General features: G+C 45.8%; 14 protein-coding genes and 1 pseudogene. 10 read left to right on the forward strand and 5 right to left on the reverse strand.

The features are described from left to right. Positions 1 to 136: 136 nt before the first annotated feature. From fdhF to NYE43_RS06615, 4 genes and pseudogenes are all read left to right on the forward strand, one after another. The gene (gene fdhF, locus NYE43_RS06600; protein WP_101860780.1) at positions 137 to 3,094 is read left to right on the forward strand and encodes a formate dehydrogenase subunit alpha; all 2,958 of its coding nucleotides are present in this window, start codon (positions 137 to 139) and stop codon (positions 3,092 to 3,094) included. Further along, positions 3,087 to 3,648 (forward strand): annotated as a pseudogene (locus tag NYE43_RS06605) (DUF1641 domain-containing protein). The gene fdhF and the pseudogene NYE43_RS06605 overlap by 8 nt, the downstream one beginning before the upstream one ends. 197 nt (positions 3,649 to 3,845) lie before the next feature. After that, on the forward strand, positions 3,846 to 4,487 hold the full coding sequence (locus NYE43_RS06610; protein ID WP_101860778.1) for a DUF4352 domain-containing protein: 642 nt from the start codon (positions 3,846 to 3,848) through the stop codon (positions 4,485 to 4,487). Positions 4,488 to 4,563: 76 nt separating this feature from the next. Beyond that, positions 4,564 to 5,190, forward strand: a complete 627-nt coding sequence (locus NYE43_RS06615) for an NUDIX hydrolase (protein WP_101860923.1) — start codon at positions 4,564 to 4,566, stop codon at positions 5,188 to 5,190. Positions 5,191 to 5,221: 31 nt separating this feature from the next. Here NYE43_RS06615 and NYE43_RS06620 read toward each other — a convergent pair whose 3' ends face one another. Next, entirely contained in the window at positions 5,222 to 5,500 is a 279-nt protein-coding gene (locus NYE43_RS06620; RefSeq protein WP_101860777.1) for a hypothetical protein, read from the reverse strand. Between the two features lie 389 nt (positions 5,501 to 5,889). On the opposite strand from NYE43_RS06620, the gene NYE43_RS06625 reads away from it, so the two are divergent. From NYE43_RS06625 to NYE43_RS06635, 3 genes are all read left to right on the forward strand, one after another. Next, entirely contained in the window at positions 5,890 to 7,080 is a 1,191-nt protein-coding gene (locus NYE43_RS06625; protein ID WP_095713522.1) for a cytochrome P450, read from the forward strand. A 23-nt stretch (positions 7,081 to 7,103) separates the two neighbouring features. Beyond that, positions 7,104 to 8,282, forward strand: coding sequence for a macrolide family glycosyltransferase (locus NYE43_RS06630; RefSeq protein ID WP_095713521.1), 1,179 nt, complete (start codon positions 7,104 to 7,106; stop codon positions 8,280 to 8,282). 63 nt (positions 8,283 to 8,345) lie between these two features. Further along, positions 8,346 to 8,885: an AAA family ATPase gene (locus NYE43_RS06635; RefSeq protein WP_101860776.1), complete on the forward strand. Its 540-nt coding sequence runs from the start codon at positions 8,346 to 8,348 to the stop codon at positions 8,883 to 8,885. 67 nt (positions 8,886 to 8,952) lie between these two features. Here NYE43_RS06635 and NYE43_RS06640 read toward each other — a convergent pair whose 3' ends face one another. Next, the gene (locus NYE43_RS06640; protein ID WP_024121027.1) at positions 8,953 to 9,138 is read right to left on the reverse strand and encodes a hypothetical protein; all 186 of its coding nucleotides are present in this window, start codon (positions 9,136 to 9,138) and stop codon (positions 8,953 to 8,955) included. A 178-nt stretch (positions 9,139 to 9,316) separates the two neighbouring features. Here NYE43_RS06640 and NYE43_RS06645 point away from each other — a divergent pair, with 178 nt between their 5' ends. Further along, positions 9,317 to 10,135, forward strand: coding sequence for a uroporphyrinogen-III synthase (locus NYE43_RS06645; RefSeq protein ID WP_339236703.1), 819 nt, complete (start codon positions 9,317 to 9,319; stop codon positions 10,133 to 10,135). 75 nt (positions 10,136 to 10,210) lie between these two features. Here the strand turns inward: NYE43_RS06645 and NYE43_RS06650 are convergent, their stop codons facing one another. The 3 genes from NYE43_RS06650 to NYE43_RS06660 all read right to left on the reverse strand — a co-directional run bounded on the left by NYE43_RS06650 (position 10,211) and on the right by NYE43_RS06660 (position 12,808). Beyond that, positions 10,211 to 10,963: an ABC transporter permease gene (locus tag NYE43_RS06650; RefSeq protein WP_024121029.1), complete on the reverse strand. Its 753-nt coding sequence runs from the start codon at positions 10,961 to 10,963 to the stop codon at positions 10,211 to 10,213. Next, a complete protein-coding gene (locus tag NYE43_RS06655; protein WP_216394667.1) occupies positions 10,963 to 11,715 on the reverse strand; it encodes an ABC transporter ATP-binding protein in 753 nt (250 codons plus the stop codon). The genes NYE43_RS06650 and NYE43_RS06655 overlap by 1 nt, the downstream gene beginning before the upstream one ends. A gap of 121 nt (positions 11,716 to 11,836) precedes the next feature. Next, on the reverse strand, positions 11,837 to 12,808 hold the full coding sequence (locus NYE43_RS06660; protein ID WP_151174947.1) for a DMT family transporter: 972 nt from the start codon (positions 12,806 to 12,808) through the stop codon (positions 11,837 to 11,839). A 128-nt stretch (positions 12,809 to 12,936) separates the two neighbouring features. Between NYE43_RS06660 and NYE43_RS06665 the strand changes: the two genes are divergently transcribed. Both NYE43_RS06665 and NYE43_RS06670 read left to right on the forward strand, forming a co-directional pair. Further along, positions 12,937 to 13,449, forward strand: coding sequence for a cupin domain-containing protein (locus NYE43_RS06665; protein ID WP_373271218.1), 513 nt, complete (start codon positions 12,937 to 12,939; stop codon positions 13,447 to 13,449). Between the two features lie 374 nt (positions 13,450 to 13,823). Further along, the gene (locus tag NYE43_RS06670; RefSeq protein ID WP_010333866.1) at positions 13,824 to 14,240 is read left to right on the forward strand and encodes a DUF1641 domain-containing protein; all 417 of its coding nucleotides are present in this window, start codon (positions 13,824 to 13,826) and stop codon (positions 14,238 to 14,240) included. The last annotated feature ends 13 nt before the right edge of the window (positions 14,241 to 14,253 follow it).

A 14,253-nucleotide genomic window follows, 5' to 3' on the forward strand; every position in this document is an offset into this window, starting at 1 on the left:
CCCTTTTTGTCTATCATGACGTTTCCCGATGTTCGTGCATTAAAACATTTGTATGCGCTCTGTATGTTTTAATCAGCACATGTAAGGGAACTGAAATGGGTAATTCGGTATATAAACGCAAGAAAGGGGAATGGAGATGGCGGACACAAAAAAAGTAACCATAAACGGCGTTGAGATGGAGACAGCCGGAGACCAGACGGTGCTGCAGCTTTTGAATAACAGTTCAATCGAAGTGCCGCAAGTATGCTATCATCCGAGCCTTGGGCCGATAGAAACATGTGATACGTGTATTGTCAGCATCAATGGTGAGCTGAAGAGATCGTGCTCTGCTGAAATAAAGGATGGCGATGTCATTGATACGCTTTCGTCTGACGTGAAAAAGGCACAGGTCATCGGGATGGATAAAATCTTATATAATCATGAGCTTTACTGTACAGTTTGCGATTACAACAATGGAGGATGCGAAATACATAATACGGTGAAGGAAATGAAAATCAATCACCAAAGCATCCCGTTTGATCAAAAGCCTTATCATAAGGATGAATCCCATCCGTTTTACCGTTATGATCCTGATCAATGTATTTTGTGCGGCCGCTGTGTCGAAGCATGCCAAGACGTACAGGTGACAGAAACACTGACGATTGACTGGGAGCGGGAACGCCCGCGCGTCATTTGGGATCATGACGTGCCGATTAACGAGTCGTCATGTGTGTCGTGCGGCCATTGCTCAACCGTATGTCCGTGCAACGCGATGATGGAAAAAGGAATGGAAGGGGAAGCCGGATATTTAACAGGCATCAATAACGAATCACTGCGCCCGATGATCGAGATTACGAAAGGCGTAGAGACAGGATACGGCTCGATTCTCGCCATTTCTGACATGGAATCTGCCATGCGTGATGAACGAATCAAAAAAACCAAAACCGTCTGCACCTATTGCGGTGTCGGCTGCAGTTTTGATGTTTGGACTAAGGGCAGAGATATTCTGAAAGTGGAGCCGCAGGAGGAGGCGCCTGCCAATGGCATTTCCACTTGTGTAAAAGGCAAGTTCGGCTGGGATTTTGTAAACAGTGAGGAGCGTCTGACAAAACCGCTCATCCGCGAAGGCGACCATTTCCGGGAAGCAGAGTGGGAGGAAGCCTTAACACTGATCGCAAGCAAGTTCACTGAATTGAAAGAAGAATGTGGCCCTGACTCACTTGCTTTTATCACGTCGTCTAAATGTACGAATGAAGAATCCTACCTGATGCAAAAGTTGGCCAGAGGGGTTATCGGCACAAATAATGTGGATAACTGCTCGCGCTATTGCCAGTCTCCGGCTACTGCCGGACTGTTCCGGACAGTTGGATATGGCGGTGACTCAGGATCGATTACAGATATCGCCCAGGCAGATCTAGTTTTGATTATCGGTTCGAACACGTCAGAGTCGCACCCGGTATTATCTACCCGCATTAAACGGGCTCACAAGCTGAGAGGGCAGAAGGTCATCGTGGCCGATATCAGAAAACACGAAATGGCTGAGCGTTCTGATCTATTTGTCCAGCCGCGTGCCGGATCAGATATCGTCTGGCTGAATGCCATCGCCAAATATCTGATTGAAAGCGGCAAGGCTGATGAACGCTTTTTGCAGGAAAGGGTCAACGGCCGGGATGAATACGTGAAAAGCCTTGCGCCGTACACACTTGAATATGCAGAGGAGAAAACCGGAATTGATAAACAAACCCTGATTCAAATGGCTGAAATGATTCATGAGGCTGACAGTGTGTGCGCGTTGTGGGCCATGGGTGTGACCCAGCACATTGGAGGCAGCGATACAAGCACTGCGATTTCAAATTTGCTGCTTGTCACAGGTAACTACGGAAAACCGGGTGCGGGTTCTTATCCATTACGCGGCCATAACAACGTCCAGGGAGCAAGTGACTTCGGAAGCATGCCTGATAGCCTGCCGGGCTATGAAAAAGTGAAGGATGAACAAGTCCGCAAGAAATACGAACAAGCCTGGGGTGTGCAGCTGCCGAAGGAGCCGGGCATGACCAACCATGAAATGATTGAAAAAATCCATTCCGGCCAGCTGAAAGCGATGTATGTAAAAGGGGAGGAAATGGGTCTTGTCGACTCAAATATCAATCATGTGCACGCCGCATATGAAAAGCTTGATTTCTTTGTTGTGCAGGACATTTTCCTATCTCGGACGGCAGAATTTGCAGATGTTGTTCTTCCTGCGAGCCCGAGCCTTGAAAAAGAAGGCACCTTTACAAATACTGAACGCCGTATTCAGCGTTTAGACCAGGTATTTGAACCTCTGGGTGAATCAAAGCCGGACTGGCAGATTATTATGGAGATAGCGAATAAGCTTGGGGCCAATTGGAATTATGAGCATCCTTCCGACATAATGGAAGAAGCTGCAATGCTGTCACCAATTTATGCAGGAGTAACCTATGAACGTCTTGAGGGCTACAATTCCCTGCAATGGCCTGTTCGTGCTGATGGGAAGGATTCGCCTTTACTCTTTACAGAGCGTTTTCCTTTCCCGGACGGCAAAGCGATTCTTTATCCGGTTCAATGGACTGAGCCCGAGGAGTTCGGTGAAGAATATGATATCCATGTAAATAACGGCAGGCTCTTGGAGCATTTCCACGAAGGAAACCTGACGTATAAATCAAAAGGCATTTCTGAAAAAACGCCGCATGTATTCTTAGAAATTTCTCCAGAGCTTGCGGCAGAACGGGGGATTCAGGACGGGACCTTTGTCAGACTCACATCGCCTTTTGGAAATGTGAAGGTGAAATGCCTGATCACCGATCGTGTCAAAGGGAAGGAAGTGTATCTGCCAATGAACGATTCTGGGGAAGCGGCGATTAACCTGTTAACAGGCAGCCACGCAGACAAGGATACCGACACGCCTGCTTACAAAGAAACATCAGCGAAGATGGAAATCTTGAAGCAGGATGGAATCAATCCGCTGCCTAAAATCAATCACCGCAACGGAAATCCGCAGCCGCAAATTGGTGTGCAGGTTCATAAGAAATGGGCGCGGAAGGACTACATTTTCCCTGGCGACGCAGTGAAAAGGGGGCTTGGGCACAATGGCTAAAGCGATTAAACGCATTCAGAAAGTACAGGTGACCGAAGAAGATCAGCGCAAACGTGATTTAGAAGAAATCGAAGATGCCTTAGTCGACAACAAAGAAGCCATTCTGGAGACGCTGCAAATGCTTAGGCACATGAACGATCGGGGCGTACTGCCTTTGCTCCGCGGTCTTTTTGGCCAAGGTGATAAAGTCCTTGACATCCTAGTGAAAAAGGCAGATACAGAGGAAACGGCCAATATGCTTAAAAACCTGCTTCTCCTGTTTGGAACGCTTGGCATGCTGGATGTCAAACAGCTGGAGCCGCTCATTTTGAAAGTGAATGCCGGTGTGGCGAACGCGGTAGAACAGAAGAACAGCGAAGAGAAAACAGGTTATTTTGATATCATCCGTTCGCTTAAAGACCCGGAAATCAACAAAGCGGTTACGCTGCTGTTCTCCTTTTTAAAAGGAATGGGACAAGATACAAAGGAGCTGGAACGCACAACTCAGCCTCCGGAACATCAAAAGCATCATCAGGAACCCCCGAAAGAAAAGGGGAATGGATAAGCGAGATTGACACCCGCCCGAGCCGGCTGATGCCAGCTCGGGTTTTTTTGATGAAAAGGTCTAATGGACTAGTAAAAAATATTCATATTCTAGGAATGAGTAAGTTTGTAACGAATGAAATAGAAAAAAATGATGCTTTCTTACCTGTTAATAAAAGGAAAAATCTGATTATAATAGAAAACGATTACTTTAGATGGGGGAACGATCATGAAAAAAGTCTTATTGTTATTATTTGTCTTGACGATCGGGTTTGCACTTTCTGCGTGCAGCCAATCAAGCGATGCGTCTGAAAAGGAAAAGCCGAAAGAAAAAAAATCGCAAGAAGAGCTTGAAAAGGAACTTGATAAGGAACTGAAAAAAGGCGGTGAGCCGAAGATTAAAAAAGATGATCAAATACATAAAATAGGAGAAACGTTTAAAGCGGGACATACGAATTTTACAGTGAATAAAGTTGATAGAGTACAAAAAGGTGAATATTCGGAATTTGGGGGAGCTGTAGACTCGAAGCTAAAAACAATAAAAGATGATGAGGAACGGCTCATTATAGAAGTTACGATAGAAAACATAGGGAAAGATTCAATGCAATACAATTTTCTCGGGTTAGACTTAAAAGACAAGAAAAATCAATCAGTCCAGCCGGTTTTTTCAATAGAAGAGAAGGGCAGGATCCTGATGACAGGAACACTGACATCAGGGAAAAAGGTTACAGGTGTACTCAGTTATGTCATCCCTAAAGGAGAACAGAAACATTACACACTGGTATATAATCCGTTTTTAGCTGATACAAATAGCAGTAATACTGAAGAGAGAGTAAAGGACGATATTGATTATTTGGTGAAATTAGATTAGAACTTGATTTACAGCTGCACGTTTTTCATTAGTGAAACGTGCATTTTTTATAGAGAAAAATAACTTGAAAGGACGAGTGATAAACGTGCAAACCAAATGGCTGGAACGGGCCCAGCGGATTCAGGCGATCGCACAGGCGGGGCTTGCTTTTTCCAAGGATGTGTATGACAGGGAAAGGTACGAAGAGCTGATGAAGCTCAGCGCAGAGATGATGGCGGATTACTCGGAGAAGGACATTGAAGTCATCACTGATTTATGGAAAGGCGAGAAAGGCTATCCGACACCGAAGGCGGATGTTCGCGGCGCGGTATTTCGAGAGAATCGCATATTGCTTGTCCGGGAGAAGCATGACGAGCTGTGGTCACTCCCAGGCGGGTTTTGTGAAATTGGTTTATCACCCGCTGAAAATGTGATCAAGGAAATCAAAGAAGAGTCGGGTTACGATACAGTGCCTTCTCGATTACTGGCCGTGCTGGACAGCCATAAGCATCCTCACCCCCCTCAGCCTTATCATTACTATAAGATCTTCATTGAATGCAGCATAACGGGCGGGCAGCAGAAAACCGGAATTGAGACGAACCATGCCGCTTTTTTTCCGGAAGACAGGCTCCCTCCGCTTTCTCCAAAACGAAACACACAGTCACAGCTCAGTATGCTTTTTGACTTTCAGCGTCATCCGGATAAAAAAACTGTATTGGATTAAACAAAAAAGAGCCGGAGGCTCTTTTTTGTTTTTACAGGGCAATATGTTTTTCGCTGGCTAGCTTCAAAAGGGTTAGTACCGAATCGGCTTGTTTATGGCCGAGCTTTTGTTTTAGTTTGCTTTCTTCCACTAAACGGCTTCCATATATATCGACAGAGGCTTTGTCGACGACAGTATGCCAGTTTTCCTGTTTTTTTCCCTCAACGAGCGGTTTTGAATGTCTCTCAGAAAAAGAGAACACAAACAATACAAATGCAAGTGAAAGTACGATGCCGACAACTAGTTTTTTACGGTTGATCTGTGATGTCATTTGTTCTCTCCTTCACCATTTTACTTTCTATTTAATCATATCTTCAGCATGCTTTACATAATGGAAAAGTCATCTTTTAGAGTAGTGCTTACGTTGCGGATGAGGGCGACGTGTGAGATTTTCATAAGCTATTGATTGCGTTTCTAAAATCGATGAGCATGCCTAAGGTCACGTTGTGAACCAAATTGGGTGTGCGTAATAGAAAAAAATTGAAAGATTATGGTAAGATGAACAACATTCGAGGGGGATTATATGATGCCTGCACCGGCATCTTGAAGACCTGCCTGCTGTTTCAGACGACAAAATGGATGTCCCTCTCTTTTTCGATAGCAGGAGGTGGTGAAGTTCGTCAATTGCTGAATCTTTTCTTTCATGGGGAGGGGAAACGCATGAATGTGGTAAATCGGCGACAAGCTTTGCAGCGTGCACTGATGAACGGAAAAAATAAACAGGATGCTTATCATCCGTTTCCGTGGTACGAATCGATGAGAAAGGAAGCTCCTGTTACCTATGATGAAGACAATCAAGTATGGAGTGTTTTTCTTTATGATGATGTCAAAAAAGTGATTGGGGATAAAGAGCTTTTCTCCAGTTATATGCCGGAGCAGACAAGTTCTATCGGGAATTCGATCATTAATATGGACCCGCCAAGACACACGCAAATCCGTTCTGTTGTCAATAGAGCGTTTACACCGCGTGTCATGAAGCAGTGGGAACCAAGAATTCAAGACATCGCAGATGATCTGATACATCGTTTTCATGGACGAAGCGAGTTTGATTTGGTTCAGGATTTCTCATATCCGCTTCCTGTCATTGTGATATCTGAGCTTTTAGGCGTTCCTTCAGAGCATATGGATGCGTTTAAGACATGGTCTGATATTTTGGTGAGCACACCAAGAGATGGAAGTGAGGAAGCGGAGAAAGCCTTTCTGAAAGAGCGGAACAAGTGCGAGGAAGAGCTAGCCGCGTTTTTTGCCGGCATCATAGAAGAAAAACGGAAGAAACCGGAACAGGACATCATCTCCATTTTAATTAAAGCGGAAGAAACCGGTGAGAAGCTTTCCGGAGAAGAGCTGATTCCGTTTTGTACATTGCTGCTGGTGGCGGGAAATGAAACGACAACGAACTTGATTTCAAACGCGATGTACAGCATTTTAGACACGCCGGGCGTTTATGACGAATTGCGGCGGCATCCAGAGCTGATGCCTCAGGCGGTGGAAGAAGCTCTGCGTTTCAGGGCGCCTGCACCTGTTTTGCGGCGAATTGCCAAGAGGGATACGGAGATTGGTGGCCATCAGATGAAAGAAGGCGACATGGTGTTAGCGTTTGTGGCGTCTGCAAATCGTGATGAAGCGAAGTTTGACAGGGCGCACATGTTTGATATTCACCGCCATCCCAATCCGCATATTGCGTTTGGCCACGGCATTCATTTTTGTCTTGGGGCTCCGCTTGCACGGCTTGAAGCAGCCATCGCGTTAACGGCATTGACTCAAACGTTTTCTCGTATGGAGCCGGTCAGTATCACCCCGATTGAAAATAGCGTGATTTACGGACTAAAGAGTTTTCGCGTCAACATATAATATGAAAATTGGAGGCTGAAATGATGAGACAGCATCATATCTCAATTATTAATATCCCGGCATACGGACATGTGAATCCCACTCTTGCGTTAGTGGAGAAGCTTTGTGAAAAAGGGCACCGTGTCACTTATGCGACGACTGAGGAATTCGCGCCTGCGGTGAAGCAAGCCGGGGCAAGCCCGCTTTTATATCAAACTACGATTAACGTGGAACCGGAACGCATTAAGGAAATGATAGAGAAAAATGAAACACCGATTAGCATTTTAAAAGAATCGCTCGAAATCTTGCCTCAGCTTGAAGAATTATATCAAAATGACCAGCCTGATCTTATCGTTTATGATTTTATCGCATTTGCGGGAAAATTGTTTGCTGATAAGCTGAATGTGCCGGCCATCAGGCTCTGTTCTTCCTATGCGCAAAATGAATCCTTCCAGCTTGGAAGTGAAGAGATGCTCAAGCAACTCAAACAAGCGGAGGCCGATTTCCAGGTTTACCTTGAGAAAGAAAACTTACCGGCTGTCTCATTTGAACACTTGGCTATACCGGAAGCGTTAAATATTGTCTTTATGCCGAAGTCTTTTCAGATTAAAAACGAAACCTTTGATGAGCGATTCTGCTTTGTCGGCCCTTCACTTGGAAAACGAGGTGAACAAGAGAGCCTGCTGCCGGAAACAGGAAATCGTCCGCTCATGCTGATTTCATTGGGAACCGCTTTTAACGCATGGCCGGAATTTTATCGTATGTGTATAGATGCATTTCGGAATTCCGACTGGCATGTTGTGATGTCAACAGGGATATCAATTGAACCTGACAGTCTAGGTGACATTCCTGACAACTTTACAGTACGCCAGCGCGTTCCGCAGTTGGATATCTTAGCGAAAGCCGATCTGTTTGTTTCTCACGGGGGAATGAACAGTACGATGGAGGCAATGAATGCGGGGGTACCGCTTGTTGTGATTCCGCAAATGTATGAGCAGGAGCTCACTGCCCGGCGTGTTGATGAATTAGGCCTCGGCGTCTATTTGCCGAAAGAAGAGGTCAGCGTCTCCCGTTTGCAGAAGGCAGTTCAGGACGTATCCGGAGATAAAGAAATGCTCAGCCGCGTAAAAGACATGCAGAAAGACGTAAAAGAAGCAGGCGGAGCGGAGAAGGCAGCCGCGGAAATTGAAGCCTTCATAAAAAAGTCTGTCGTTCCGCAATAACATATTTGCACCCGAAATCTGCTGAGATTTCGGTTTTTCTTCTTTTAAAAAGGATGGGATGCAATGAGTAAAGAAAACGCCGTCTATCTGATTACAGGGGTGATGGCAGCGGGAAAGTCCACAGTTGCCCAGCTTCTTTCTGAGCGTTTAGACAAGAGCGTTCATGTCAGGGGAGATGTATTTAGAAAAATGATTGTAAACGGCGAAATGCAAATGTCAGACACTCCTTCAGCTGAGGCGCTGGAACAGTTGCGTCTTCGCTACCGGCTAACGGCTAACGTATCGGATATGTATGCTGAAGCGGGGTTTCATACGGTGGTGCAGGATGTGATCATCGGACCTATGTTAGAAGAAATGGTGAAGTTGATCAGTTATCGTCCATTGTATGTGATCGTGTTGGCACCCCGAGCTGACATAATAGCCGCAAGAGAATCAGCACGCAAGAAAAAAGGATATGGAGATATCAGCATTGAATCTCTCGATGCCGTCTTGCAGTCAGAAACACCGCGTCTTGGCCTGTGGCTGGATTCGTCAGAGATGACGCCGGAAGAGACGGTGGGAATGATATACAAAGGGCTGGAGACTGCAGCGAAAATAAAATAATGAATCCCGCTTTCTCCAGCTTGTTCTCGGGTGCAGAGGCTAACCCCTGACCCGCGAACACCATCTATTAAATATTCTTTTTCATCCCGCATCTCCGGCATTCTCTCAAAAACTTTCCGCCTTTTACGGAGCTTTTAAAAAGCGTATAGTTACAATTATCACAGCGTCCGCTATGGACGTCGGGATATTCGTTGAATTCATAAATAACCGATGTGTCGTAGCCTTTTGTTTCGTATTCTTCTTTTGTTTCCATGGTCGATCCTCCGTTAAAGCGTGTCTGTTGTTTATATTACAGCATGCATCCGGTGTATTCAACGGGTAATGAGAGACATTTGGTTCATCTTGATTTCTCCCTTGGTTTGCGACACAATAGCTTTATTAAAGGTTATATACATATAAAGCCTAAGCTGGCAAAGAGGAGAGGAACGGATATGGGTAAAGGTTTACATGGAAAACGCGTTGCGATCGGCGGTTCTCGGAAAACGGAAGAAATCAGCACAATCATTGAAAAACAGGGCGGAATTTCTGTCGTCCGGCCTCTCCAAGGAACAGTGTACTTGGCAGAGGAGCAGGTGGAGCCGGAGCTGCGCAAATTTGCGGAAGAAAAAGCCGACTGGGTGATCTTTACGACAGGCATCGGTACGGAGACGCTTGTGAAGATGGCAGAGAAAATCGGCGTAAAGGACGAGTTTCTGCTGGCGATTCGCCAGGCTAAAGCGGCGTGCCGAGGGTACAAAACATTGTCTGCGTTAAAAAAGCTTGGAATCACCGCAGAGGCTTCTGATGAAGATGGGACAACCAGCGGATTGATCCGGTCCTTGGAGCCTTACGACTTTTCAGGAAAAAAAGTAATGGTGCAGCTTCACGGAGAAAATGCACCTGCCCTCATAGCATTTTTGGAGGAAAAAGGAGCTTCAGTTTTGCCGATTCTCCCTTATCAGCATATCCCGCCAGAGGAGGAAACGGTAGAACAGTTATGCCGGGAACTGCTGAATGGTGAATTGGATGCTGTTTGTTTTACCACGGCGATTCAGGTTCGTTCTCTGTTTCAATTTGCCAAGGAGCGCGGCTTTATCAATGAAGTGAAGGCTGTATTCGAAGAGCGTGCCATCGCAGCGGCTGTCGGAAAAGTGACTGCTGAAGCGCTGCGGGAAGAAGGCATCACAAGGCTGCTTGCTCCGGAGATTGAGCGGATGGGCGCGATGATTATTGAACTTTCACGGTATTATGAAGAAATGGCTGGGGAATAACCAGCACAAAAGCCGCTTTTCTGTTGAGAAGCGGCTTTTATGTGATCTGCAAATCCCGAAATCGCTGTCATAATGTTAACCATTTTGCTTCAGCTGCTGATGCGCGGTAAATAATGACGGGTATGTCAGCATGCTGAGTAGGACACAAGTCAGCGCGGCGGACGCCATCGTTGTAAAAACAATCAAAAGCTGAAAGCGTACCGCCTGAATCGGATCGGCGCCCGCTAAGATCTGGCCGGTCATCATGCCGGGAAGCTGGACGAGCCCTAATGTTTTCTGGCTTTCGAGCGTTGGGATCATACTCATTTTCATGGCGGAAGTCAGGATATGCTGTATGGATTGTTTTGGTGTGCCGCCAAGCGACAAAATCAATTGAATTTCTTCCTTGCGCACCCCGACCTCGGAGCTGAGCCGGTTTAAAAACAGGCTCGCGAGCACCATTGAATTTCCGATGACCATTCCGCTGATCGGGATGACATACCGTGCGGTAAGCGGGATGATGTGAAGCGCCAGAAGAATGCCTTGGGTGACGATTTCTACAATCGCTAACGCTACAAACACCCTCCAAAAAGAACCGATTTTCATTTTCTTTCGTTTGACGACGTTTTGCGCCGCCACCGCCAGCATTAACAGCACCATCAGCAGGATAAACACAGGGTGATCCCCATGAAATATCAGCGACAGCACATAACCGATCACAAGCAGCTGTACCGCCGCCCGGATCGTTGCAATCATCATATCTTTTTCAACGCCGGCTTTAAAGGATTTTGATAAAAACAAGGCAATCAGCACAAAGATCATGGTGAATGAGAGAGAAAGGTAATCCATTACCGTGTGCCTCCCTTCAAAAATTCACGGGCTGCTTCATGCTGAGGATGCGAGAAAAATGTGTCTGTCTCCGCGATTTCCAACAGCCGGCCATCAGCCATAAACCAAATGGTATCGGCTACTCGTTTCGCCTGTTCCATGTTATGGGTCACCCACATCACCGTCAGTTTTTTCTCTTGCTGCTGCCTTTTGATCAGCTCTTCAATCTCCAGAGCAGAAACAGGGTCCAGGGCAGATGTAATTTCGTCCAATAATAGGATGGAGGAAGGGTTTGCGAGTGTTCTGGCAAGTGAAAGCCTTTGCCGCTGTCCGCCTGATAAATCCTTGGCGCTTCTGTCTAACAGCTCTGGAGACAGGCCTGTCAGTGAAGCGAGCTCTTCAGGAGAGTAAAGCTGGGTTTGGTGGAGCTTTTGTACCAGATTCAGATTGTCACGCACCGTTCCGTCAAGGACGGGGGCGGATTGAAAGGCAAGGGAGGCCGTCCGCCTCAGTTCATTCACATTCCAGTCTCTGACTTCCTTTCCGTAAATCTTCACTTCACCGTGATCCGGTGTTTTCATCAAATTACACATTGACAGCAGTGTGCTTTTTCCTGAACCGGAAGGGCCCAAAACGGCCACGATTGCACCCTGTTTAATGTCTCCGGTGACATCCTTTAATACATCATAGGTTTGTCCCTCTTGTTCATAGCTTTTTCGCACAGATGTGAATGAGATTGCTGGTATATCGTCTTTTTGATTGTTTGCTTCCATTAAAATATCACCTTTCAGTTAAGTGGGCTTAGACTATACATAAATATAACGTGAAACAGGTCTCTTTTGGAAGGCGTTAAAAAGAAAGGAGAACGGGCTTTCGCCCATTCTCCAGAAGCTGCTAAGCAGTCAGATTTGACTGAGTTTTCTCTTTAGGTTTTTGTTGGGAAGCGAAGGTATGTAACACCATTCCGGCAATAATGATCATTAATCCGGCAAACGATAAAATGGAAGGGAAAACACCTGACAGCAGGATTATTTCACCAAGCAAAGCGAATATCACTTCCCCGGATTGTGTTGCTTCAACAGCAGCAAGCTTTTGCGGATTATCTCTTACCATATCCGTTGCCCAGAAAAATAAAACGGTCGCAATGATGCCTGAGCTGACGGCAACGATAAAGGATTGAACGGTTTGTCCCGCGGTCGGGAGGCCATCTGACCACCAGCCGTAAGCTGCCAATACAAGCCAGAATGGAAGGCTTGCAAGGGTCATTCCCAGCACACGCTGGAACGTATCAAGCCTGCCTCCGTATTGCTCAAGCATTCTCCGGTTTCCCAGCGGATAGGCGAAAGCCGCAATGACAACCGGCAGCACGCTGAAGAGCAGCATTTTTCCGGAAAGCGATTCTGCATGCTGGAGCTGAATCAGCGCTGCCCCAATCAGAATGACGACGGAAGTGCCCAGCGAAACAAGGGGAATCTTTTGCCGAACGAGCAAAGTGCCTCCAGGCGTGTCTTTTTTCTCATAGAAAAATGGAGACAGCAGCACACCGGCTACAATGGTAATTTGCCATGTTCCGGCTACGAGCCAGCCCGGCCCGAATGCGGCGGCAAACGTGATCGGCGCATAAAAAAGAACAAAGCCGACGAAGCTCCACTTTATCCAAAAAAACGGCTTTTTCCGCATCTCTTGTAAAAGAGGAACGAACTTCCCTTTCATTATGACAATCAGACATAAAAACGGAACCATAAAAATAAAGCGTAGCGAGGCGCTCCAAAGCCAGCTGCCTCCGGATAATTCCATCGCCCTGTTTAAAATAAAGGTAACGGCGAAAAAGAGAGAAGCCAATATTCCGATTACGATAGCTTTCATCAAATCCCTCATTCTGGCATTATTTTTTTATACTATACTACCCTGGATGATACAGATCAACGGATTGTGAGAAAATAATGATGTTTTACGGATCAATATATGTGGAAGACAGAAATAGGGAGGTGAAAATGATGGAAACAGAAACGTACTTTTTTCAGGATGACGGCAGGGTTCCAAATCACCCTGATTTTCCGCTCGTTATCTATAAAAATGTTTTTATGGGACGTGCTGAACAGGCAGAGCGGATCGTCAATCGGCATGGCTGGCTAAACAGCTGGTCGGGCAGTGTTTTTCCGTACCATCATTATCACAGCAACACGCATGAAGTCCTAATCGCAGTCCGAGGGGAGGCTGTTATTCAATTTGGGGGAGAAAAAGGAGCTGCTGTTCCTATCAAAACGGGCGACGCAGCGGTCATCCCAGCCGGTGTCGGCCATAAAAAGCTAAGCGCGAGCCCCGATTTTACCGTGATCGGCGCTTATCCAGACGGTTCTCGGTATGATATGAAGACGGGAAAGCCGGATGAAAGAGCGGCTGCGCTAGAGAATATAGAGCAAGCAGTACTTCCGGCATTGGATCCAGTTACAGGAAAAAGAGAACCTCTATTAGACATATGGGTAACGCGTAGGGGAGAAAATTGATGGATTGTCAATAACTAGTGCTGAAGAAATGTTATGACACGGGCACCATATAAATTAATTTCATAATCGAAGCAATTCACGTTCAAATTTTGTTCAAAAAGTGTTATCATATAGAAGGTAATCAAATTGGAGTTTTTTATGTTTGCTATTTTCAGAGAGAGTAAAGGATTTTGACTTATTCAATGGTTTATTTTTGAGATAAAAATAATACTGAATATGGCAAGATGAAAAACTGGGTAGTAAACATTTATTTTTGCGAATGATTGTGCACGAATTCACAATCCTTCTTCTCATGCTTTCAAACATGAGATCAGGGAGAGGCACTACCCTTTCCAAAAAATCAGCATACTGCTTATAGTAAAGGAGAATTGGATATGCCAGAAACAATCGATCAAACAAATGCGTCTGTCAGCCAAAGCCAGCAAGATCTTATTGATCAGCTGTTAAAGCCAGAAGTTCAAGAATCACTGACTGTTTTAGTTGACCAGCTTCCAAAGCTGACTGAGTTAGTGAATATTTTAACGAAGTCTTACGATTTCGCTCAGTCTGTTGCGACTGACGAAGTATTGAAAAGCGATACAGTCGGTGCAATCACTGAAATTCTTGAGCCTGTAAAAGAAACAGCAAAAGAAGTGGCTGCGACTGCAATCGAAGCGAAAGACCGCGCGGATGCTAGCAACGAAACGATTGGACTTTTCGGCCTGTTGCGCATGCTGAAAGATCCTCAAGCTCAAAAGCTGTTCCGTTTTGCTAACAGCTACCTTGAAATCATGAACGAAAAACAAAAATAATCTCAGATTCAAA

This window comes from Bacillus sp. FSL R5-0434, from assembly GCF_038004745.1.
In the GTDB taxonomy this organism is placed as follows: Bacteria; Bacillota; Bacilli; order Bacillales; family Bacillaceae; genus Bacillus; species Bacillus halotolerans.

What these genes read in the sequence shown, in the direction of transcription:
- fdhF (WP_101860780.1), top strand. Translation starts at nt 137, where the DNA reads ATGGCGGACACAAAAAAAGTAACCATAAACGGCGTTGAGATGGAGACA.
- NYE43_RS06610 (WP_101860778.1), top strand. Translation starts at nt 3,846, where the DNA reads ATGAAAAAAGTCTTATTGTTATTATTTGTCTTGACGATCGGGTTTGCA.
- NYE43_RS06620 (WP_101860777.1), bottom strand. Translation starts at nt 5,500, where the DNA reads ATGACATCACAGATCAACCGTAAAAAACTAGTTGTCGGCATCGTACTT.
- NYE43_RS06625 (WP_095713522.1), top strand. Translation starts at nt 5,890, where the DNA reads ATGAATGTGGTAAATCGGCGACAAGCTTTGCAGCGTGCACTGATGAAC.
- NYE43_RS06630 (WP_095713521.1), top strand. Translation starts at nt 7,104, where the DNA reads ATGAGACAGCATCATATCTCAATTATTAATATCCCGGCATACGGACAT.
- NYE43_RS06635 (WP_101860776.1), top strand. Translation starts at nt 8,346, where the DNA reads ATGAGTAAAGAAAACGCCGTCTATCTGATTACAGGGGTGATGGCAGCG.
- NYE43_RS06640 (WP_024121027.1), bottom strand. Translation starts at nt 9,138, where the DNA reads ATGGAAACAAAAGAAGAATACGAAACAAAAGGCTACGACACATCGGTT.
- NYE43_RS06645 (WP_339236703.1), top strand. Translation starts at nt 9,317, where the DNA reads ATGGGTAAAGGTTTACATGGAAAACGCGTTGCGATCGGCGGTTCTCGG.
- NYE43_RS06650 (WP_024121029.1), bottom strand. Translation starts at nt 10,963, where the DNA reads ATGGATTACCTTTCTCTCTCATTCACCATGATCTTTGTGCTGATTGCC.
- NYE43_RS06655 (WP_216394667.1), bottom strand. Translation starts at nt 11,715, where the DNA reads ATGGAAGCAAACAATCAAAAAGACGATATACCAGCAATCTCATTCACA.
- NYE43_RS06660 (WP_151174947.1), bottom strand. Translation starts at nt 12,808, where the DNA reads ATGAAAGCTATCGTAATCGGAATATTGGCTTCTCTCTTTTTCGCCGTT.
- NYE43_RS06665 (WP_373271218.1), top strand. Translation starts at nt 12,937, where the DNA reads ATGATGGAAACAGAAACGTACTTTTTTCAGGATGACGGCAGGGTTCCA.
- NYE43_RS06670 (WP_010333866.1), top strand. Translation starts at nt 13,824, where the DNA reads ATGCCAGAAACAATCGATCAAACAAATGCGTCTGTCAGCCAAAGCCAG.